Annotated in this window: 19 protein-coding genes and 1 pseudogene; 14 read left to right on the top strand and 6 right to left on the bottom strand. The window is 68.0% G+C overall.

Going from position 1 to position 19,180, the window contains the following annotated elements:
- The 12 genes and pseudogenes from ASG87_RS03965 to hisIE all read left to right on the top strand — a co-directional run.
- A pseudogene (locus ASG87_RS03965) lies at positions 1-199 on the top strand (hypothetical protein); the annotation flags it as partial.
- 18 nt (positions 200-217) lie between these two features.
- Positions 218-1,819: a hypothetical protein gene (locus ASG87_RS03970; protein WP_056001194.1), complete on the top strand. Its 1,602-nt coding sequence runs from the start codon at positions 218-220 to the stop codon at positions 1,817-1,819.
- A 15-nt stretch (positions 1,820-1,834) separates the two neighbouring features.
- On the top strand, positions 1,835-2,899 hold the full coding sequence (locus ASG87_RS19835; RefSeq protein ID WP_157510874.1) for a T6SS immunity protein Tli4 family protein: 1,065 nt from the start codon (positions 1,835-1,837) through the stop codon (positions 2,897-2,899).
- 270 nt (positions 2,900-3,169) lie between these two features.
- Positions 3,170-3,517: a YerC/YecD family TrpR-related protein gene (locus ASG87_RS03980; protein ID WP_056001200.1), complete on the top strand. Its 348-nt coding sequence runs from the start codon at positions 3,170-3,172 to the stop codon at positions 3,515-3,517.
- On the top strand, positions 3,514-4,407 hold the full coding sequence (hisG, locus tag ASG87_RS03985; RefSeq protein WP_056001203.1) for an ATP phosphoribosyltransferase: 894 nt from the start codon (positions 3,514-3,516) through the stop codon (positions 4,405-4,407). The genes ASG87_RS03980 and hisG overlap by 4 nt, the downstream gene beginning before the upstream one ends.
- Positions 4,404-5,711 (top strand): histidinol dehydrogenase, encoded by a 1,308-nt coding sequence (gene hisD / locus ASG87_RS03990; RefSeq protein ID WP_056001206.1) that lies wholly within the window; start codon positions 4,404-4,406, stop codon positions 5,709-5,711. Before hisG ends, hisD begins: the two co-directional genes overlap by 4 nt.
- On the top strand, positions 5,708-6,778 hold the full coding sequence (gene hisC / locus ASG87_RS03995) for a histidinol-phosphate transaminase (RefSeq protein WP_056001209.1): 1,071 nt from the start codon (positions 5,708-5,710) through the stop codon (positions 6,776-6,778). The genes hisD and hisC overlap by 4 nt, the downstream gene beginning before the upstream one ends.
- Positions 6,775-7,839: a bifunctional histidinol-phosphatase/imidazoleglycerol-phosphate dehydratase HisB gene (gene hisB, locus ASG87_RS04000; RefSeq protein ID WP_056001212.1), complete on the top strand. Its 1,065-nt coding sequence runs from the start codon at positions 6,775-6,777 to the stop codon at positions 7,837-7,839. The genes hisC and hisB overlap by 4 nt, the downstream gene beginning before the upstream one ends.
- Positions 7,839-8,429, top strand: coding sequence for an imidazole glycerol phosphate synthase subunit HisH (gene hisH, locus ASG87_RS04005; RefSeq protein WP_056001214.1), 591 nt, complete (start codon positions 7,839-7,841; stop codon positions 8,427-8,429). Before hisB ends, hisH begins: the two co-directional genes overlap by 1 nt.
- On the top strand, positions 8,426-9,154 hold the full coding sequence (locus tag ASG87_RS04010; protein WP_056001217.1) for a 1-(5-phosphoribosyl)-5-[(5-phosphoribosylamino)methylideneamino] imidazole-4-carboxamide isomerase: 729 nt from the start codon (positions 8,426-8,428) through the stop codon (positions 9,152-9,154). Before hisH ends, ASG87_RS04010 begins: the two co-directional genes overlap by 4 nt.
- A 130-nt stretch (positions 9,155-9,284) precedes the next feature.
- Entirely contained in the window at positions 9,285-10,058 is a 774-nt protein-coding gene (gene hisF / locus ASG87_RS04015) for an imidazole glycerol phosphate synthase subunit HisF (RefSeq protein ID WP_056001220.1), read from the top strand.
- Between the two features lie 663 nt (positions 10,059-10,721).
- On the top strand, positions 10,722-11,363 hold the full coding sequence (gene hisIE / locus ASG87_RS04020) for a bifunctional phosphoribosyl-AMP cyclohydrolase/phosphoribosyl-ATP diphosphatase HisIE (protein ID WP_056001223.1): 642 nt from the start codon (positions 10,722-10,724) through the stop codon (positions 11,361-11,363).
- Between the two features lie 136 nt (positions 11,364-11,499).
- On the opposite strand, the gene ASG87_RS04025 is transcribed toward hisIE, so the two are convergent.
- The 4 genes from ASG87_RS04025 to ASG87_RS04040 all read right to left on the bottom strand — a co-directional run bounded on the left by ASG87_RS04025 (position 11,500) and on the right by ASG87_RS04040 (position 14,498).
- On the bottom strand, positions 11,500-12,504 hold the full coding sequence (locus tag ASG87_RS04025; protein WP_056001226.1) for a C13 family peptidase: 1,005 nt from the start codon (positions 12,502-12,504) through the stop codon (positions 11,500-11,502).
- Between the two features lie 16 nt (positions 12,505-12,520).
- On the bottom strand, positions 12,521-13,207 hold the full coding sequence (gene mtnC, locus ASG87_RS04030; RefSeq protein ID WP_056001228.1) for an acireductone synthase: 687 nt from the start codon (positions 13,205-13,207) through the stop codon (positions 12,521-12,523).
- A gap of 77 nt (positions 13,208-13,284) precedes the next feature.
- Positions 13,285-13,854, bottom strand: a complete 570-nt coding sequence (locus tag ASG87_RS04035) for an acireductone dioxygenase (RefSeq protein ID WP_056001230.1) — start codon at positions 13,852-13,854, stop codon at positions 13,285-13,287.
- Positions 13,851-14,498, bottom strand: a complete 648-nt coding sequence (locus ASG87_RS04040) for a methylthioribulose 1-phosphate dehydratase (RefSeq protein ID WP_056001232.1) — start codon at positions 14,496-14,498, stop codon at positions 13,851-13,853. Before ASG87_RS04040 ends, ASG87_RS04035 begins: the two co-directional genes overlap by 4 nt.
- A 164-nt stretch (positions 14,499-14,662) precedes the next feature.
- On the opposite strand from ASG87_RS04040, the gene ASG87_RS04045 reads away from it, so the two are divergent.
- On the top strand, positions 14,663-14,995 hold the full coding sequence (locus ASG87_RS04045; protein ID WP_056001235.1) for a high-potential iron-sulfur protein: 333 nt from the start codon (positions 14,663-14,665) through the stop codon (positions 14,993-14,995).
- Between the two features lie 423 nt (positions 14,996-15,418).
- Here the strand turns inward: ASG87_RS04045 and ASG87_RS04050 are convergent, their stop codons facing one another.
- Both ASG87_RS04050 and ASG87_RS04055 read right to left on the bottom strand, forming a co-directional pair.
- Positions 15,419-16,873 carry an amino acid permease gene (locus ASG87_RS04050; RefSeq protein WP_056001490.1) on the bottom strand — a complete coding sequence of 485 codons (1,455 nt, stop codon included), beginning with the start codon at positions 16,871-16,873 and terminating at the stop codon, positions 15,419-15,421.
- 76 nt (positions 16,874-16,949) lie between these two features.
- A complete protein-coding gene (locus ASG87_RS04055; protein ID WP_056001238.1) occupies positions 16,950-18,434 on the bottom strand; it encodes an amino acid permease in 1,485 nt (494 codons plus the stop codon).
- A gap of 161 nt (positions 18,435-18,595) precedes the next feature.
- On the opposite strand from ASG87_RS04055, the gene ASG87_RS04060 reads away from it, so the two are divergent.
- Positions 18,596-19,150: an NUDIX hydrolase gene (locus tag ASG87_RS04060; RefSeq protein WP_056001241.1), complete on the top strand. Its 555-nt coding sequence runs from the start codon at positions 18,596-18,598 to the stop codon at positions 19,148-19,150.
- Positions 19,151-19,180 lie beyond the last annotated feature (30 nt).

Raw genomic sequence — 19,180 nt, forward strand, 5'->3', positions numbered from 1 at the left:
TAGCTGGGATGAGGTGAAGTTCGACGAGCGGGTGAAGATGGTCACGCGCAGCGGCAAGCCGGCGCCGAACCAGAAGTACGAGATTCATCGTGGCGACGGCGCTGTCATCAAGGGCGTCACCGACAACGACGGCTGGACCATGCTGCAAAAAGGCCTGAGTCTGGACGGCATGATTGTCAAATGGTTGGGCAAGGCGTGATCGATCAAGGACGAGATCATGAGTGAGGAAACCACGCAGCCGTTGCCCCAGGAATCCACGGCCGATGGCGGGATCAGCGCGAGTACCCGGCTCACGCCGACCGAACAGAAGGTGCGTGGCCTGATGTGCATCAGGCCTACCACGGTCGTGCCGGTCATCTTCGTGCCCGGCATCATGGGCTCGAACCTGCGCGACGCCAGCACCATGGAAAAAGTGTGGAACACTAATTCCACCACGTCGATCCTGTTCCAATGGATTTTCCGCTCGGCGAGCACGCGGCAAACCAAGCTCGCGCCGGACAAGGCCGAAGTGGACGATCGTGGTCGCTGGTTTGGCAAAAGCGCCAGCGTGCCGGACGAGAAGACCGCCAAGCTGCGCCGCCAGGGCACGACCTCACGCGCGTTCTACGGCGAGTTCGCGCGTTGGCTCGACGATCAATTGAACGACCACGGCCAGGCCACCCATGCCGGGCATCCGTCGCCATGGCAGCGCTATGTGGATGGCACCCAGAAAGACACCACCTGGAATGCCCAGAAGCCATTCCAGAAGCTCGACAAGGAGGCGTCGAACAACGCCTGGGACCATTTCTTCTGCCCGGTACATATCCACGGCTACAACTGGCTCAAGAGCAACGGTGAGGCCGGCAAGGTGCTGGCGGAGGACATCCAGAAGATCATTGATTACTGGAATGCACAGACCGATTGCGGCTACCACTGCGAACAGGTCATCCTGGTCACCCACTCGATGGGTGGTCTCACCAGCCGCGCCGCGGTACATGCAGCCTACGGCAATGCCGCGGACAAAGTGCTTGGCATTGTGCATGGCGAGCAGCCGGCCAATGGCGCGGCTGCGGCGTACCATCATTGTCGCAACGGCTACGGCGGCATTTCCGGCTGGGTGCTGGGGCGCAATGCGGCGCAGGTCTCGGCGGTCTTCGCCAACGCGCCCGGCGCGATGGAGCTGCTGCCCAATCAGCAGTACGAGGCCAACGGCAAGAAGGCGTGGCTGAAGGCGCAACTGGGGGAAGGGTCGACGCCGGCGATGGAGTTGCCCCAGTCAGACCCTTACGTGGAGATTTATTTAAAAAACGATGTCTGGTGGCGGCTGATGGATCCGGCGCTGATTGATCCAGCGAAAAAATTGCCTAATCCATGGACCATTTTCCAAAAGAACATAACCAGTGTTTCCGATTTTCACTGCGCACTCGGCACTTACTATCACCCGCGGACCTACGTTCATTACGGTGCTGACGCCAAGAAACATCCCGCCTACGGCAATCTGCTGTGGAAAAGCCGCACAACGGCTTCGATAACGTCGGCGCAACTGCTGGCCGCGCCACCCGGGGATGGCAGCAATCCGGTCACTGTGAACTCCCCGGCCGATGCGTCGAAGATCAGGTTCGAGATCGTCGCTCCCGGCGATATGGGCTATCCGCAGCCCGGCGATGAGACAGTGCCGGACTGCTCGGGCGAAGCGCCCTTCGTGCAGGGCGGCGGCAGCATCCAGCAGAGTTTCCGTATGCAAGGTTTCGAGCACCAGGCGGCCTACAACAACGAGGACGTGCGCCATTGCACGCTGTACGCCATCGGCAGATTGCTGCAGAGGGCCAAAGTGCTATGAACAGGAAAGATCGTCATGACACGTTTTCTGCGAATGCTTTCTCCGGTCCTGTGGGTCAGCGTCATCGGTTGGTCTGCAATGGTCCACGGAGCCACACCCATGCCTAGTCAGCCCTATAGCTTGTGTATCGGCCGCTTCGTGATCGATCTGCCGGTTGGTGCCAACGCGCGTATCGATGCCAGCTATCACTTTATCGAGCCACAAAAACCGAAGCAGGTGGATAGTTTCGAGCAGGTCAAGCAGCAGCTAGAAGTAAGAGCAAAGGATTTACAGACACATCAAATTCAAAGAAGTCCCCGTCATGATGCAATGGCAAAAGCCGGGGGATTTGATCCAGATAAACTTTATGGGAAAACACAACTGCTTGGGTTCGATATCGACGACTCATTGCAACAAGTAGTCTTAGGCTATATGCCTGACCCAACATCCTCTGGAATCATTTCAGAGGTACACAAAATATTTAATAATATGGACTATGTTTTTAAATTTGAAGATGCTGGGGCAGATAATTATGCAAAGGACCGTCAAATCCTATGGGCCGCCGCCACCAGTTTCACCCCCTTGAACAATCGCACGCCGCCCACCAAACCCGGCTTCTGCGTCGATGGCGGGATGTTTGCCGATAGCGGTAAACCGCCGGTCAAGGAAAGCTTCACTCTGGTCGTGCGCTTCGCCGATCACCCTGATGCGCAATTCGTGATCGATGCCCATGCCATTGACGCGGTGAACAAGGACGAGCCATCGCTGCGGCACCGTGTGGACGGCGAACTCAACATCCTGCGTGCGAATGTCCAGGGTCATGTAGGCGTGATCGACCGCGGCGATCTCAAGGCGGCCGGACAGGACGGCTACCAGATCGGCATCAGCGCGCCATATGACGAAGTGCCCGGCACCCATATACGCAAATTCTTCTGGAGCGCCGATGGCGTCCCCAACGACGTCACCCGTCCCTTCATGGAAGTGGACATGACCATCCAGCCGACCGACGACGGCAAGTCCACCATCAAGACCGATGCGGAGGCGAAGGCCTTGTGGGACCAACTGATCGGCTCGCTGCGCATTCGCCCCGGCGCGGTATAACAGCTGCGAGAGACACCCTTGCGTGGAAAGTCACGCGACGATGGCCATGCTGCTGGCCTGCTGCTGCTGGCGAGAAAGGCCGTACCGTCGCCGCCGTTCAACCGATCGACCGTGCAGCGAAGTGCGTCGAGCCGGTTGCGCCTGAGTGCATGGTCGGTCGATTGCCAGCCTTTGACCGGGATGGCGGCCGCCGCGCTTCGTGGTGGGCTTGAACCGCCGGGCTCCGATCCGGTACGATGACGATCCATTGTACTAACGCATTAGCACATTATGAAACGTCGATCGCTGGATCCCGAGACTTCCTCCGAGTCGGTGGAGCTGAGCCTGTGCGAGGCTTTGCTGTCGCTGAAGAACGCGGACGAGATGCTGGCCTTCCTGCGCGACCTGTGCACGCCGGCGGAGCTGGAGGTGCTGGTGGACCGGTGGCGGGTAGTGCCTTACCTGCTGGAAGGCGTGTCGTACCGTGAGATCCACGAGCGCACGGCGGTGAGCATCACCACGATCGGGCGGGTGGCGCGCTACCTGAACCAGGGCAACGGCGGCTACCTGGCGGCCACGGCGCGTGCGTCGCGGCGGCGCGCGGCGGCGAAGTCGGCCGCCGGCAAGGCCAGGGCATGAAGACGCGCGATCGCCTGCGCATCGCGATGCAGAAGTCCGGCCGCCTGACCGAGCCGGCGCTGGAACTGCTCGGCCGCTGCGGGCTCACCTTCCGGCAGAGCCGCGACAAGCTGTTCTGCTTCGGCGAGGGCGAGCCGGTCGACCTGCTGCTGGTGCGGGACGACGACATCCCCGGCCTGATCGCGCAGGGCGTCTGCGACCTGGGCATCGTCGGCCGCAACGTGCTCGACGAGTTCAGCCTCACCGCCGGACGCGACGCGGAGCCGCTCAACGAATGGCGGCCGCTGGGCTTCGGCCGCTGCCGCCTGTCCATCGCGGTGCCGCAGGAGCTCGACTACCAGCAGGCGCGGCAACTGGCCGGCAAGCGCATCGCCACCTCGTACCCGGGCCTGCTCGGCGAGTGGCTGCGTACGCACGGCATCGACGCCGGCGTGGTGACCCTGGCCGGATCGGTGGAGATCGCGCCGAAGCTGGGCACGGCCGACGCGATCTGCGACCTGGTGCAGAGCGGCGGCACGCTGGTGGCGAACCAGTTGCGCGAGGCCGAGGTGCTGCTGGAGAGCGAGGCGGTGCTCGCGGGGCCGGCCGTGCTGCCGGCGGACGAGCGCGGCGACATGGTCGAGCTGTTGCTGAAGCGGCTGGACGGCGTGATCCAGGTGCGCGAGTCGCGCCTGCTGCTCTTGCAGACCTCGCGCCACACGCTGGACGCGGTGACCCGGCTGTTGCCCGGCGGCCCGCAACCCACCTTGCTGGCGGTGGCCGGGCAGCCCGACCAGTTGATGCTGCAGGCGCTGTGCGCCGGCGAGGTGAGCTGGCGCCAGCTCGAGGAAATCAAGAAGGCCGGCGCGCGCGAAATGTTCGTGCTGCCGGTGGAGAAGATGCTGGCATGAAGCGGCTCGACTGGAACCGGCTGGACGACGCGGCGCGGCGCGAGGCTCTCGCGCGGCCGTTGCAATCGCGCGCGGCCGAACTGCGCGAGGGCGTGGAGCGGATCGTCGCGGCAGTGCGCAATGGAGGCGACGGGGCGTTGCGCGAGTTGAGTGCGCGCTACGACCGCTGTGCGCTCGACGCCATCGAGGTGACGGCTGAGGAGTTCGAGCAAGCCGAGGCGTCGCTGGACCCCGCGCTCAAGGCGGCGATCGGCGAGGCGGCCACGAGGATCGAGCGGTTCCACCGCGCCGGCGCGCCGCAGGAAGTGGCCGTGGACACCGCGGAAGGCGTGCGGGTGGAGCGGATGCTGCGCCCGATCGACCGGGTCGGGCTGTACGTGCCGGCCGGCAGCGCGCCGCTGCCTTCGACCGCGCTGATGCTCGGCGTGCCGGCCCGCGTCGCCGGCTGCCGCGAGGTCGTGCTGTGCTCGCCGGCCCGCGCCGACGGCAGTTGCGACGAGGCCGTGCTGTACGCGGCGCGCGTCACCGGCGTGCACAAGGTGTTCAAGCTCGGCGGCGCCCAGGCGATCGCGGCGATGGCCTACGGCACGGCCAGCGTGCCCCGTTGCGACAAGCTGTTCGGCCCGGGCAATGCCTGGGTCACCGAAGCCAAGCTGCAGGTTTCCTCCGACCCGCAGGGCGCGGCCATCGACATGCCGGCCGGGCCGTCGGAAGTGCTGGTGATCGCCGATGACGCCGCCGATCCGGCGTTCGTCGCCGCCGACCTGCTGTCGCAGGCCGAGCACGGTCCGGATTCGCAGGTGATCCTGCTCAGTCCGTCCGCGGCGCTGCTCGACGCGGTGGCCGGCGAGGTCGAGCGGCAGTGCGCCGACCTGCCGCGTGCCGCCATCGCGCGGCAGGCGCTGGCGCAGAGCCGGCTGATCGCGGTCGAGTCGCTGGCGCAGGCGCTCGCGGTGAGCAACCGCTACGCGCCCGAGCACCTGATCCTTCAGGTGGCCGAGCCGCGCTCCCTGCTCGACGGCGTCGAAAGCGCCGGGTCGGTCTTCCTGGGCGCGTGGACGCCGGAATCGGTGGGCGACTACTGCAGCGGCAGCAACCACGTCCTGCCCACCTACGGCTATGCGCGCAGCTACAGCGGCGTGTCGGTGGCCAGTTTCCAGAAGCAGATCACCGTGCAGGAGCTGAGCGCCGCCGGCCTGCGCGCGATCGGCCCGTGCACCGCGACGCTCGCCGCCGCGGAACGATTGGAAGCCCATCGCCGCGCGGTGACGTTGCGCCTGGCAGCCCTGGAGGCGCGGCCATGAGCGTGCTCGAACTTGCGCGCGCGGAAATCCGCGCCATGCAGCCGTATTCGTCCGCGCGGATGGAAGCCAGCGGCGGGCAGGTCCTGCTCAACGCGAACGAATCGGCGTGGCCGCCGGCCGGCGACGCGCTGGGCTGCAACCGCTATCCCGAGCCGCAGCCGGCGGCGCTGGTCGATGCGCTGGCAACGCTCTATGGCGTGCGGCGCGAGCAGTTGCTGGTCGGCCGCGGCAGCGACGAGGCGATCGACCTCTTGGTGCGCGCCTTCTGCCGGGCCGGCGAGGACGCGATCCTGATCCAGCCGCCGACCTTCGGCATGTACGCGGTATGCGCGCGCATCCAGCACGCCGGTGTGATCGAAGTGCCGCTGGCCGGCGACTTCGGGCTGGACGTGGATGCCGTGCTGGCGGCGCTCACGCCGGAGGTGAAACTGGTGTTCGTCTGCACGCCGAACAATCCGGCGGGCCGGTGCGTGCCGCGCGCGCAGGTGGAACGCCTGGCCGGGGCGCTGGCCGGCCGGGCGTTGCTGGTGGTCGACGAAGCCTATGTGGAGTTCGCCGACGACGGCAGCGTGTCGGACCTGATCGACCGCTACGACCACGTCGCCGTGCTGCGCACGCTGTCGAAGGCCTGGGCGCTGGCCGGCGCGCGGATCGGCTGCCTGCTCGCGCATGCCGAAGTCGTCGCCCTGCTGCGCCGGATCATGCCGCCGTATCCGCTGCCGCTGCCATGCGTGGCGGTGGCCCTGGAGGCGTTGTCGGCACAGGGCCGGGCGGACATGTGGGGGCACGTCCGGCGCATCCGCGACGAGCGCGCGCGGATGGCCTCGCGGCTGGCTGCGCTGCCGGGCGTGCGGGCGGTGCTGCCGTCGCAGGCCAACTTCCTTGCGGTGCGCTTCGACGATGCCGGCGCCGCCTACCGGCGGCTGCTCGATGCCGGCATCGTGGTGCGTGACGTGCGGCGCCACCCGAACCTGGACGATGCGCTGCGGATCACCCTCGGCACGCCGCAGGAAAACGCGCGGGTGCTGGAGGTGCTGCGCGCGGCGTCCGGCGGGAGGCAGGCATGAGCCGTAAGCTGCTTTTCGTCGATCGCGACGGCTGCCTGATCGTGGAGCCGGCCGACGAGCAGATCGACAGCTACGAGAAGCTGGACCTGCTGCCCGGCGTGATCGCCGCGCTGCAGCGCCTCGTCGCGGCGGGCTACGAACTGGTGATGGTGACCAACCAGGACGGCCTGGGCACGGACCGCTTCCCCGAGCCGCATTTCCGCGGGCCGCACGAACTGCTGCTGCGCATCCTCGACTCGCAGGGCATCCGTTTCCGCGAGGTGCTGGTCGACCGCAGCTTTCCGCACGAGAACCTCGACACGCGCAAGCCCGGCGTAGGCATGGTGCGCCATTACCTCGCCGACGACGGCTGGAGCAGGGCGGCCTCGGTCATGGTAGGCGACCGCGAAAGCGACCTCGCGTTCGCCGCCAACCTCGGCGTACGCGGCCTGCGGGTGGGCGCGCAGGGCCTCGGCTGGACCGAACTGGCGCAGCAGTTGCTGGATGCGCCGCGCACGGCGACGGTGTCCCGCGATACCAAGGAAACGCGCATCCGCGTCAGCGTGAACCTGGACCGTGTCGCCGAGCCGCAGGTGCGTACCGGGCTGGGCTTCTTCGACCACATGCTGGAGCAGATCGGCAAGCACGGCGGCTTCGCGCTGGAGCTGAACTGCGATGGCGACCTGCACATCGACGAGCACCACACCGTCGAGGATTGCGCGCTGGCGCTGGGCCAGGCGCTGAAGCAGGCGCTCGGCGACAAGCGCGGCATCGGCCGCTACGGTTTCTCGCTGCCGATGGACGAGAGCGCGGCGGACGCGCGGCTGGATCTTTCCGGCCGCCCGTACTTCGTGTTCGAGGGCGGCTTTCCGCGCGAGCGGGTGGGCGGGCTGTCCACCGAACTGGTGCCGCACTTCTTCCGCTCGCTGTGCGAGACGCTGGGCGCCAACCTGCACTTGTCGGTGCGCGGCGAGAACGCGCACCACATGGTCGAAGCCTGCTTCAAGGTGGTGGCGCGCGCCTTGCGCCAGGCGATCCGCCGCGAAGGCAGCGAACTGCCCAGCACCAAGGGAGCGCTGTGATGGCGGTCGTGCTGGTCGATGCGGGCGGCACCAACATCGGTTCCGTGCGCTATGCGCTGCAGCGGCTGGGCGTGGATGCCGCGCTGACGTCGGACGCCGCGACGATCCGCGCCGCCGACAAGGTGATCCTGCCCGGCGTGGGTGCGGCCGGCCCCGGCATGGCGCGCCTGCGCGGCATGGGCCTGGTCGGCCTGCTGCGCTCGCTGACCCAGCCGGTGCTCGGCGTCTGCCTGGGCATGCAGCTCCTGTGCACGCGCTCGGAGGAGGGCGACACCGAGTGCCTCGGCCTGATTTCCGCGCCGGTGCAGCGTTTCACCGAGGCTCCCGGCCTGCGTGTGCCGCACATGGGCTGGAACCGCCTGGCCACGGTACGGCCGCATCCGCTGCTGGCCGGCCTGGGCGAGGACGAGCAGGCGTATTTCGTGCACAGCTTTGCGGTGCCGACCGGCGACTGGACGCTGGCGACCGCCGATTACGGCGGGCCGTTTTCCGCCGTGGTCGCGCGCGGCAATTTCCACGGCATGCAATTCCACCCCGAGCGCTCCGCCGCCGTCGGCGCGAAGCTACTGAAGAACTTCCTCGCGCTATGACCTTCGACGTGATTCCCGCCATCGACCTGCACGGCGGCCGCGTGGTGCGCCTCGCGCAGGGCGACTATGCGCGGCAGACCACCTACGGCGCCGATCCGCGCGTGCTGGCGGCCAGCTATGCCGATGCCGGCGCCGCGTGGCTGCACCTGGTCGACCTCGACGGCGCGCGCTCCGGCAGCCTCGACAATCTCGCGGCGATCGAGGCGATTGCCCGCGTCGGCCTGAGGGTGCAGGCCGGTGGCGGCGTGCGCGGCGCGGATGATCTGCAGCGCCTGTTCGACGCCGGCGTGAGCCGGGTCGTGCTCGGCAGCGTGGCGATCCGCGATCCCGACCTCGTCGCCGACTGGCTGGCGGCGCACGGGGCGGAACGGTTGACGATCGCCCTCGACACGCGCCGCATCGACGGCCGCTGGGCCCTGCCCAGCGCCGGCTGGACCGAACTGGAGGCGCGAACGCTGGACGAACTGGCGCCGTGGTACGCCGCGCGCGGCGCGCGCCACCTTCTCTGCACCGACATCGATCGCGACGGCATGCTGGCCGGCTTCAACCTCGAGCTGTACCGCCATCTCGCCGGAACCGTGCCGCAGCTTGCGGTGCAGGCGTCCGGCGGCGTCCGCTCGCTGGACGACATCCGCGCCGCGCGCGGGGCGGGGGCCGGCGGCGTGATCCTCGGCCGCGCACTGCTGGAAGGGCGCTTCACCGTGGCGGAGGCGCTGGCCGCATGAAGACCGCGACGTATCGGGGGCGCTTGCCTTTCTCCCTGCATGAAAGAGCGGGGCGCCTGCATGCGAAGCGCGGGATTGCGCGCTCTTGCCAATCGGCAGCCAGGCGCATGGTGGGCGAAGGGAGGAAGGCATGCTGAGCCGTCGCATCATTCCCTGCCTCGACGTGCGCGACGGCAAGGTGGTCAAGGGCGTGCGCTTCCGCGACCACGTGGTGATGGGCGAGATCGTGGAACTGGCGTTGCGCTACCGCGACGAGGGCGCCGACGAGCTGGTGTTCTACGACATCACCGCCAGCCCCGAGGGGCGCAGCGTGGACCGGGGCTGGGTCGAGCGGGTGGCGCGTGCGATCGACATCCCGTTCTGCGTGGCGGGCGGCATCCGCTCGGTCGACGAGGCGCGCGCGGTGCTGCATGCGGGCGCGGACAAGATCTCGGTGAATTCGCCGGCGCTGGAGCGACCGGCGCTGATCGACGAACTGGCCGCGGCCTTCGGCGTGCAGTGCGTGGTGGTGGGCATCGACAGCCTGCGCGACGGCGATGGCGAATGGCGGGTGCGCCAGTACACCGGCGACCCCGCGAAGACGCAGGCGCTGGCGCGACGCACCCTGGACTGGCTGGTGGAGGCGCAGCAGCGCGGCGCCGGCGAGATCGTGCTCAACTGCATGGGCAGCGACGGCGTGCGCCGCGGCTACGACCTGGCGCAGCTCGAAGTGGCGCGCGCGCTGTGCCGCGTGCCGCTGGTCGCTTCCGGCGGCGCCGGCGCGCCGGCGCATTTCCGCGACGCCTTCGTGGATGCCGACGTGGACGGCGCGCTGGCCGCCAGCGTGTTCCACTCGGGGGCCATCGCGATACCCGAACTCAAGCGTTACCTGAGGGATCAGGGCGTGGCGGTGCGCGTTTCCTAGGGCAGGAGAATGCGTATTTCCCGGAACGGCTCATGGCGGTACGCATTCCCAGATGCCGTCATTCCGGCGCAGGCCGGAATCCAGCGCCTTTCGCGCGGCGGTACGGCTTCAAAGGCGCTGGATTCCAGCTTTCGCTGGAATGACGGTGTGGAAAACACGGGTTCCTTGCATGCCTGGGCGCATATCGATAGCAGCAGTACGTGTCCGCCGAGCCGTCATTCCGGCGCAGGCCGGAATCCAGCGCCTTTCGCACGGCGACACGGCTTCAAAGACATTGGATTCCAGCTTTCGCTGGAATGACGACGTGAAAACGGATTCCTCGTATGCCCTGGCACATGTCGATAGCAGCGGTACGTGTCCGCCGAGCCGTCATTCCGGCGCAGGCCGGAATCCAGCGCCTTTCGCGCGGCGACACGGCTTCAAAGACACTGGATTCCAGCTTTCGCTGGAATGACGAAGTGAAAACGGGTTCCTTGGTATGCCTTGGCGCATGTCGATAGCAGCGGTACGTGTCCGCCGAGCCGTCATTCCGGCGCAGGCCGGAATCCAGTGCCTTTCGCACGGTGAAGGGGCTTCAAAGGCACTAGGTTCCAGCTTTCGCTTGAATGACGTGAAGAACGAACTCTTTGCATGCCTTGGCGCATGCCCATAGCAGGTATCCCGATGACTCGCGCGAACGCTTCTCCCGATCTTTCCGACCTCGACTGGGCCAAGGGCGGCGGATTGCTGCCGGCCATCGTGCAGCACTGGCTGAGCGGCGAGGTGCTGATGCTCGGCTACATGAATGCCGAGGCGCTGGCCGAGACCCGGCGCAGCGGCCATGTCACTTTCTACAGCCGCAGCAGGCAACGCCTGTGGACCAAGGGCGAAAGCTCCGGCCACGTGCTCGAGCTGAAATCCGTCCGCATCGATTGCGACGCCGATACCCTGCTGGTGCAGGCCGCGCCGCACGGGCCCACCTGCCACGAAGGAACCTCGAGCTGCTTCGGCGAAAGCGCGGCGGTCCGCCCGCCGCTGGGCTTCCTGGCCGAACTGGATGCCCTGGTCGCGCGCCGCCATGCCGAGCGGCCCGCGGGCAGCTACACCACCGGCCTGTTCGACGGGGGGATCCGGCGGATCGCGCAGAAGGTGGGAGAGGAGGGCGTGGAGACCGCGCTTGCCGCGGTGGCACAGGACGACGCGGCCCTGCTCGGCGAGGCCGCCGACCTCGTGTTCCACCTCACGGTGGCCTTGCATGCGCGCGGGCTCGGTTTGGCCCAGGTCGCCACGGTACTGGCCGAGCGCCATGCCGAACGGGCGCGTTGAACAGGCACGCTGAACGGCGCGCCGGCTCAGGTCGAGAGAGCACGGCAAGCAAGTCGAACGGATGGTCGGGCAGGTCCGCCCCGCTTGCGCCGAATGGTCGTGCCAGGCGATCGAGCGGGGCTCGCCGCGGAAGGTGTCAGGGTGCGCTATCGCGTGGCGGCTTGAACGGCACGGGCGCGCCGATGGCGAGACCTTCGCGCCAGCGCGCGAGCTGCGCGGCGATGCCCTTGCCGACGTCGATCTGGGGTTCCGACGGCGTCAGCTTGTCGCGCTGTTCCCAGTTGCCGATCTCGCGCGAGGCCAGCTTGAACGCTTCGATGAAATCGGGCGTGCGGTTCAGCGCATCGACCAGCCAGGCACGACCGAAGTAGGTGGCGTCCGAATCGCTGCCGCAGCCGAACGAGCTGCGGTCGCTGCGCGCGGCGGTGAGCACCAGGGTGCCCGGCCCGCGCAGCGGCGGCACGAAGCCGCCGGAATAGCAGGCGTTGATCACCGCCACCTTCCACTTGAACGGGCGCTTGGCCAGGATCGCCCCCAGGTCCTGGGCACCGATCTGGTCCAGCGGCAGCGGGTCCATGTCGACCAGCAGCGTGTGGTCCTCGCTGCCGTGGGTGGTGACGTAGAGCAGCAGGATGTCCTGTTCCGGCTGCATGACGCGGGCCAGGCCGTCCAGGGCCGCCTCGAGGTTGCTCCAACTGGCCAGCGGCCGGGTGGACAGCGCGTCCGGGCTGTTTTCCAGCACCAGCGCGTGCGCGCCGGGGCCGAAGCGGTGGGTGAACAGGGTGGCCGCGTATTCGGCCTCGTTGCGGAACACGTCCTCGCTGCCGTCGGCGGCGAAGGCGAGCAGGTAGAGGTTGGGGCGGCCGGGAACGCGCGGCCCAAGGCCGGCCAGGGCCTCGTGCAGTTTCTGCGGCTGCGCGTAGATCACCTGTTCCGGCGTGGGGGCCTGCGGCGGCCAGTCGTCGGATGCGGTGTCGTCCCCGGGTACGGGCGCCGGTGCGGCGGCGGTCGATGCGGCCGGCGGCGCAGGCGGGGCGACAGGGCCGTGCCCGCCCTGCTGCGGCACGGGCGCGCGCAGCAGGAGAACGGCCAGCGCCACGCCGGCGACGAACGCGAGCAGGGTGGTCAGTGCGGTGCGCATGCGCGGGTGGCGGGGATCAGGGAGCGATGGCGTCGAAGTCGGCGTAGGCCGTATGCGCCGGCCGTGCCGGCAGCGCTTGCGGCGGCCGCACCAGCCAGCCGGTCTGCATTCCGGCGGCGCTCGCGGCATCCAGCTCCTCGACGATGTCGGAGAGGAACAGCATGTGTTCCGGCCGCTCGCCGACCGCCTCGACGATCCGCCGGTAGGACGCGGCCTCGCGCTTGGGGCCGATCTCGGTGTCGAAGTAGCCGGCGAAGAGAGGCGTCAGGTCGCCCGCCTCGCTGTATCGGAAGAACAGCTTCTGCGCCTGCACCGAGCCGGACGAATACACGTACAGGTGGATGCCGTCGGCGCGCCACTGGTGCAGCCGGGCCGCCACTTCGGGATAGACATGGGCCCGGTAGTCGCCGGCCTCGTAGCCTTCCTTCCAGATCATGCCCTGCAGCGCCTTCAGCGCGGTCGACTTGCGGTCCTCGTCGATCCAGCGCAGCAGCATCTCGATCACTTCCTGCCGGCTGGCCTCGACCAGCCCGGCTTCCTTCGCCGCCTCGTGCAGCCAGTGCTGCACCTCGGGGCGGTCGACGTGGGTCTCGACGAAGCCCGGCAGGCGCTTGCGCGCATAAGGAAACAGCACGTCCTTGACGAAGCTGATCGAGCTGGTGGTGCCTTCGATGTCGGTGACGATGGCGCGGATTTCGATCATGGCGGCAGCCGTGCGAAGAAGGTCGGCCAGTGTAGCGTGCGCACCGCGGCCGATCGACCGCGGTACGCAGGGCGGCGTCAGGCGCGGCCGGCCGCCGGCGCCTGCGGCGTCATCCGCGGAAAGCGCTGGGCGATGTCCGTGCCGGTGAAGTTCGCCACCCAGCCATCCTTGTTGGTGAACAGGCGGATGGCCACGAAGTAGGGCGCCTCGCTCATGTCGAACCAGTGGGGCGTGCCGTCCGGCACGCCGATCAGGTCGCCCTGCTCGCACAGCACGTCGTAGACCTTGCCGCCGACGTGCAGGGTGAACTGGCCGCTGCCGGCGACGAAGAAGCGCACCTCGTCCTCGCTGTGGGTGTGCTCGCTCAAGAACTTCTGGCGCAGCGCGGCGCGGTCGGGATGGTCCGGCGCGAGGCTGATCACGTCCACGGCCTGGTAGCCTTCCTCGCGCATCAGGCGGTCGATGTCCCGGCGATAGGCCGCGATCACCTCGTCCTGGCCGGCGCCGGGCGCGATCGGCTGGGTGGCCTGCCACTGCTCGAAGCGCACGCCGATGCGGCCCAGCTCACGGGCGATCTCCTCCAGCGTGGTGTGCACGGCCAGCGGCTGTTCCGGCTGCCGGTCGTCGAAGATGCGCAAGCGGCTCATGCGGTCAGCCTCCTCAGGTCGAGTTCGCAGGCGAGCAGGAATTCCAGCGCCTCCAGGTGGCGGCGGGTCTCGGCCATGTCGCGGCCCCAGGTATAGATGCCGTGGCCGTCGATCAGGTAGGCATGCAGCGGCTTGCCGGCGTCGAGCCAGGCGTCCACCCGGGCGACCAGGTCGGGCATGTGCTGCGTGTTGGGGAACACCGGTATCTCCAGCACGCTCTCGTGGGTGCTGTAGCCGGTGATCGCCTTCTGCAGCTCCCAGCCTTCCAGGCGGACGGCACCCGCGCCGGCGAACAGCCGCGAGGCGACGCTTTGCGTGCGCGAATGGGTGTGCAGCACCACGCCGACGTCCGGCCAGCGGCGGTAGACCTGGGTGTGCAGCGCGGTCTCGGCGCTGGGACGGGCCCCGGTGCCGACGGCCTGCCCCTGCATGTCCACCACCATGATGTCGTCGCGGCCCAGCTTGCCCTTGTCGCGGCCGGAGACGGTGATGGCGGCGTGGCCGGCGTCCAGGCGCATCGAGAAGTTGCTGCTGGTCGCCGGCGTCCAGCCCGCCGCGGCGAGCTCGCGCGCGGCATCGGCGATGGCGTCCGCGCAACGCGCGAAGTTCTCCGGATCGAGCGGAGCGGGGAAGGTCTGGTTCATGGGATTTGGACGTCCAAACGATGGGTGACTATAACATGCCGCGCACCGCGCATTCCGATGAATGCGAACCACTTGCAAATCAGGTCTGCACGGGCGATCGGGCGTACTATCGGGCACGGGCTCGCCGCCGCTGGCGGCGGATCATCCAAGACGGAGGTATACCAATGTCGCAAGAAAAGAATATCGAGTCGCGTCGCCGCTTCCTCAAGATGGCCGCGGGTACGGCCGCCGCCGCCGCGGTCGTGGGCGGGCTGCCGCGTTTCGCGCGCGCGGCCGACCTGCCGCACGTGACGGAGACGGATCCGACCGCCAAGGCGCTGGGCTATGTCGAGGACGCCAGCAAGACCACCGACGCGAAGCACAAGGCGGGCGACGACTGCGCCAACTGCCAGTTCTACACGGGCGGCCCCACCGGCTACGGTCCGTGCCAGTTGTTCCCGGGCAAGTCGGTCAATGCGAAGGGCTGGTGCGTATCGCACGCCCCGAAGAAAGCCTGACCGCGCAGCGCACGCTGCCGCAACGCAAAAAGGCCGGCGTCATGCCGGCCTTTTCGTTTTCGTGTCCGTCGCCCGATGGCGCTTGCTCGTCGATGGCCGGGCGAGCGCCCTGGTGGCCGAAGAAAGTGCTGCCCGGCGCGCCATGCTGAGGAGCTGACCTGTTGCGTGACGCGCCGGGCGGCGATCCGGGGCCCACTGCCAAGTGATCAACCCGCGGACTGGGGATGATACTCCCGCCCGGCGCGATTGGGCGGTGGCAGGTCCAGATTTTCTCGAAAAATTCTCGTTAAAGTCTTTTAAAACAATGACTTGAGATGAAAATCTCAATCTCCCTGGAGATTTGGGAGGCTGTTTTCTTGCCATCCGGATTTTACGGGATCGCCGACGTTCATGGCATTTCGGCGAACTTATGCTTGCCGGAAATCAGCGCGACTCCGTTTCCAACTGCCGCCGCAACTGGCTGTGCCGCCGCCCGTAGCCGAAATAGATCGCCATGCCGAGCACGGTCCAGATACCGAGCATCAGCCACTGGTACCAGTTTTCCCAGTACAGCAGGACCAGGCAACTGAACACGCCGAGCGTGCAGGTCACCGGCGCCCACGGCACGCGGAACGTGCGCGGCAGCTCGGGGCGCGTGCGGCGCAGGATCAGCACGCCGGCGCAGACGGCGACGAAGGCGATCAGGGTGCCCATCGAGACCAGGTCGCCGAGCACGTCGAGCGGGAACACCGCCGCCAGCGCCGCGATGCCCAGGCCGGTGATCACGGTGTTGATGTGCGGCGTGCGGTAGCGCGGGTGGATCTTGGCGAACACCGGCGGCAGCAGGCCGTCGCGGCCCATGATCATGAAGATGCGCGGCTGCGCGATGACCATCACCAGGATCACCGAGGACAGCCCGATCAGCGCACCGATCTCCACTACCCAGCGCAGCCAGCCGAGCGAGGCGTGCGCCTTGACCGCCGTCACCACCGGCTCGGCGGTGCCGAGCTGGTCGAAGGGCAGCAGGCCGGTGATCACGGCGGCGATGCCGATGTACAGCACGGTGCAGATCGCGAGCGAGGCCAGCGTGGCGATCGGCAGGTCGCGCTGCGGGTTCCTGGCCTCCTGCGCGGCGGTGGAGGTGGCCTCGAAGCCGATGTAGGCGAAGAACACCAGCGTGGCGGCGCGCATGATGCCGGACCAGCCGTATTTCTCCGGCGCCTCGTTGGCCGGGATGAACGGCTGCCAGTAGTCCGGGTTCACGTAGCGCCAGCCGGCGACGATCACGATCACGATCAGGCCGACCTTGAGGATCACCATGGCGAGGTTGGCGCCGCTGGATTCCCGGATGCCGACGTAGCACAGCCAGGTGAGCGCCAGCACGATCGCCACGGCCGGCAGGTTGAACAGGGCGCCGGTGGCGACCAGGTGGCCGCCCTGGTAGGCGAGCGGCGCATTGGTCAGCGCGGCGGGCAGGTGGATGCCGACATGGTCGAGCAGGCTGACGAAGTAGCCGGTCCAGCTGACCGCGACCGCGGAGGCGGAGACGCCGTATTCGAGCACCATGTTCCAGCCGATGAACCAGGCCACCAGCTCGCCGAGGGTGGCGTACGCGTAGGAATAGGAACTGCCCGACATCGGGATCAGCGTGGCGAACTCGGCGTAGCACAGCGCGGTGAAGCTGCAGCAGACCGCAGCGATCACGAAGGCCAGGATGATCGCCGGGCCGGCGTGCTCGGCGGCGGCCTGGCCGGTGATCACGAAGATGCCGCCGCCGATCACCGCGCCGATGCCGAGCGCGGTCAGCCCCCAGGGGCCGAGCGTGCGTTGCAGGGCGGGGCCGTGGGTATCCTCGGCATCGGTGAAATCGGTCTTGCGGGCGAGGAGCTGCTTGAGCATGTGGCTTCCGTACATGAGACCGGCACGACGGTGTCGTGCCGGGGGATGTGGCGGTCAGTGCGCGCGATCGCGCGGATCAGTCCGACTCGACGCCGCGAGCCAGGTGGCTCTTGCGGTAGCCGTACAGGAAGTACACCACCAGGCCGATCACGCCCCATGCGAAGAAGGTGACGATGGCCTTCTCGGACAGGTTGACGAACAGCAGCAGGCAGCCGAGCACGGCGAGCGGGCACACCAGCCAGGGCAGCGGGGTGCGGAACGGGCGGGGACGCTGCGGCTGCTTGGCGCGCAGGATCAGCACGCCCACCGCCACCATCATGAACGCGAACAGCGTGCCCGAGTTGGTGATGTCGGCCAGGATGCCCACCGGGAACAGCGCGCCGAACAGCGCCACGAACGTGCCGGTGATGAGGGTGATGATGTGCGGGGTGTGGAAGCGCGGATGGATCTTGGCCAGCTTGGCGGGCAGCAGGCCGTCGCGCGCCATGGTGAAGAAGATGCGCGTCTGGCCGTAGGTCATGGTGAGGATCACCGAGGGCAGCGCGATGCTGGCGGCGAAGGCGATGAAGCCGGCGGTGTTGGTGTAGCCGAGCAGGCGCACCACGTGGGCCAGCGCCTCCTTGCTGCACACCAGGGCCTCGGAACCCTGGCAGGCGGCGGCGAACGCCGGCGTGCCCGGTTCCAGCGCCAGGCCGTCGGGGCCGAGCATCGGCTGCGAGCCGACCGAGCCGATCGCGCTGTAGCTCACCAGCAGGTAGAAGATGGTGCACACGCTCAGCGAGCCGATCAGGCCGATGGGAATGTTGCGGTTGGGGTTCTTGGTTTCCTCGGCGGCGGTGGAGACCGCATCGAAGCCGATGTAGGCGAACACGATGGAGGCCGCCGCGCCCAGCACGCCGACGCCGCCCATCGGGCTGCCCCAGCCGTTGGGCGTGAAGGGGGTGAAGTTGGGATCCTTCACCGCCGGCAGCGCCACGATGATGAAGGCGATCAGCGCGGTGATCTTGAGCAGCACCAGCACGGTGTTGACCTTGGCCGACTTGGAGGTGCCCACCACCAGCAGGCCGGTGATGGCCAGGCCGATCAGGCAGGCCAGCAGGTTGAAGCTGCCGCCGTCCATCGGGCCCACCTGCAGGGCGTGCGGCAGGCCGAGCCCGTGGTGCGTGAGCAGGCCGTTGACGTAGCCGGCCCAGCCCACGCATACCGTGCTGGCGGCGATGGTGTATTCCAGCACCAGCGCCCAGCCCACCACCCATGCGGTGCCTTCGCCCAGCACGCCATAGGTATAGGTGTAGGCCGAGCCCGCCACCGGCACCATCGAGGCAAGCTCGGCGTAGGCCAGGGCGGCGAAGGCGCAGACCGCGGCGGCGATCACGAAGGCGACCATCATGCCGGGGCCGGCTTTCTGCCCGGCCTCGGCGGTGAGCACGAAGATGCCGGTGCCGACGATCGCGCCGATGCCGAGCATGGTGAGCTGGAACGCGCCGAGCTGTCGCGTGAGGCTTTTCTTTTCCGCCGTGGCGATGATCTGGTCGATCGGTTTGACGCGCTTGAACAGCATGTGTGGCTCCCCATGGAAACAGACGTCGCGCTCGTCCGGAACCGCGGCGAGACATGACGCGACGAGCCGGCGGACGGCCAACCATAGCGGAGGAGGTGGAGGGGCACAAGCCGCGCCGCAGCTATAATGAGCGGCGTTCTTCCGCTCTCGTGCCACAAGTCATGACCCACGATTTTTCCGAACTTTCCGTCGCCCTGGAGAGGCATGCGGCGCGCCATCCGGCGCGTGCCGGAACCGTCGCGCGCTTTGCCGGATTCCTCTCATCCGACGCCGCCGTGTTCGAACGCAGCCACGCGCCCGGCCACTTCACCGGCTCGGCCTGGCTGGTAAGCGCGGACGGCGCGCGCGTGCTGCTCACCCATCACCGCAAGCTAGGCCGCTGGCTGCAACTGGGCGGCCATGCCGACGGCGACGCCGATCTCGCCGCGGTGGCGTTGCGCGAGGCGGAGGAGGAGTCGGGCCTTGGCGACCTCGCGCTGGAACGCGAGATCTTCGACCTCGACGCGCACCGCATCCCGGCGCGCGGCAGCGAGCCGGAACACTGGCACTACGACGTGCGCTACGTGGTGCGCTCGTGCGGCAGCGAGGCGTTTGCGCCCAGCGAGGAATCGCTGGCGCTGGCCTGGATGCCGATCGAGGTTCTCGCGCACGATCCGCAGGCGGACGAGTCGCTGCGGCGCATGGCGCGACTGTGGCTGCAGAGGTCGCCGGGCTAGGCGGGCGGCCTGGCCGGAACGGTCCGCCGC

It is taken from the genome of Frateuria sp. Soil773 (assembly GCF_001428405.1).
Classification (GTDB): Bacteria; Pseudomonadota; Gammaproteobacteria; order Xanthomonadales; family Rhodanobacteraceae; genus LMSL01.

Bases quoted from the DNA above. Each gene is read 5' to 3' on its own strand.
- ASG87_RS04040 (WP_056001232.1), bottom strand. From the start codon at position 14,498: ATGAACCAGACCTTCCCCGCTCCGCTCGATCCGGAGAACTTCGCGCGT.
- ASG87_RS04010 (WP_056001217.1), top strand. From the start codon at position 8,426: ATGACCTTCGACGTGATTCCCGCCATCGACCTGCACGGCGGCCGCGTG.
- ASG87_RS03970 (WP_056001194.1), top strand. From the start codon at position 218: ATGAGTGAGGAAACCACGCAGCCGTTGCCCCAGGAATCCACGGCCGAT.
- ASG87_RS04045 (WP_056001235.1), top strand. From the start codon at position 14,663: ATGTCGCAAGAAAAGAATATCGAGTCGCGTCGCCGCTTCCTCAAGATG.
- ASG87_RS04060 (WP_056001241.1), top strand. From the start codon at position 18,596: ATGACCCACGATTTTTCCGAACTTTCCGTCGCCCTGGAGAGGCATGCG.
- ASG87_RS19835 (WP_157510874.1), top strand. From the start codon at position 1,835: ATGACACGTTTTCTGCGAATGCTTTCTCCGGTCCTGTGGGTCAGCGTC.
- hisG (WP_056001203.1), top strand. From the start codon at position 3,514: ATGAAGACGCGCGATCGCCTGCGCATCGCGATGCAGAAGTCCGGCCGC.
- hisC (WP_056001209.1), top strand. From the start codon at position 5,708: ATGAGCGTGCTCGAACTTGCGCGCGCGGAAATCCGCGCCATGCAGCCG.
- ASG87_RS04035 (WP_056001230.1), bottom strand. From the start codon at position 13,854: ATGAGCCGCTTGCGCATCTTCGACGACCGGCAGCCGGAACAGCCGCTG.
- mtnC (WP_056001228.1), bottom strand. From the start codon at position 13,207: ATGATCGAAATCCGCGCCATCGTCACCGACATCGAAGGCACCACCAGC.
- ASG87_RS04050 (WP_056001490.1), bottom strand. From the start codon at position 16,873: ATGCTCAAGCAGCTCCTCGCCCGCAAGACCGATTTCACCGATGCCGAG.
- ASG87_RS04055 (WP_056001238.1), bottom strand. From the start codon at position 18,434: ATGCTGTTCAAGCGCGTCAAACCGATCGACCAGATCATCGCCACGGCG.
- hisH (WP_056001214.1), top strand. From the start codon at position 7,839: ATGGCGGTCGTGCTGGTCGATGCGGGCGGCACCAACATCGGTTCCGTG.
- hisD (WP_056001206.1), top strand. From the start codon at position 4,404: ATGAAGCGGCTCGACTGGAACCGGCTGGACGACGCGGCGCGGCGCGAG.
- ASG87_RS03980 (WP_056001200.1), top strand. From the start codon at position 3,170: ATGAAACGTCGATCGCTGGATCCCGAGACTTCCTCCGAGTCGGTGGAG.
- hisB (WP_056001212.1), top strand. From the start codon at position 6,775: ATGAGCCGTAAGCTGCTTTTCGTCGATCGCGACGGCTGCCTGATCGTG.
- hisIE (WP_056001223.1), top strand. From the start codon at position 10,722: ATGACTCGCGCGAACGCTTCTCCCGATCTTTCCGACCTCGACTGGGCC.
- ASG87_RS04025 (WP_056001226.1), bottom strand. From the start codon at position 12,504: ATGCGCACCGCACTGACCACCCTGCTCGCGTTCGTCGCCGGCGTGGCG.
- hisF (WP_056001220.1), top strand. From the start codon at position 9,285: ATGCTGAGCCGTCGCATCATTCCCTGCCTCGACGTGCGCGACGGCAAG.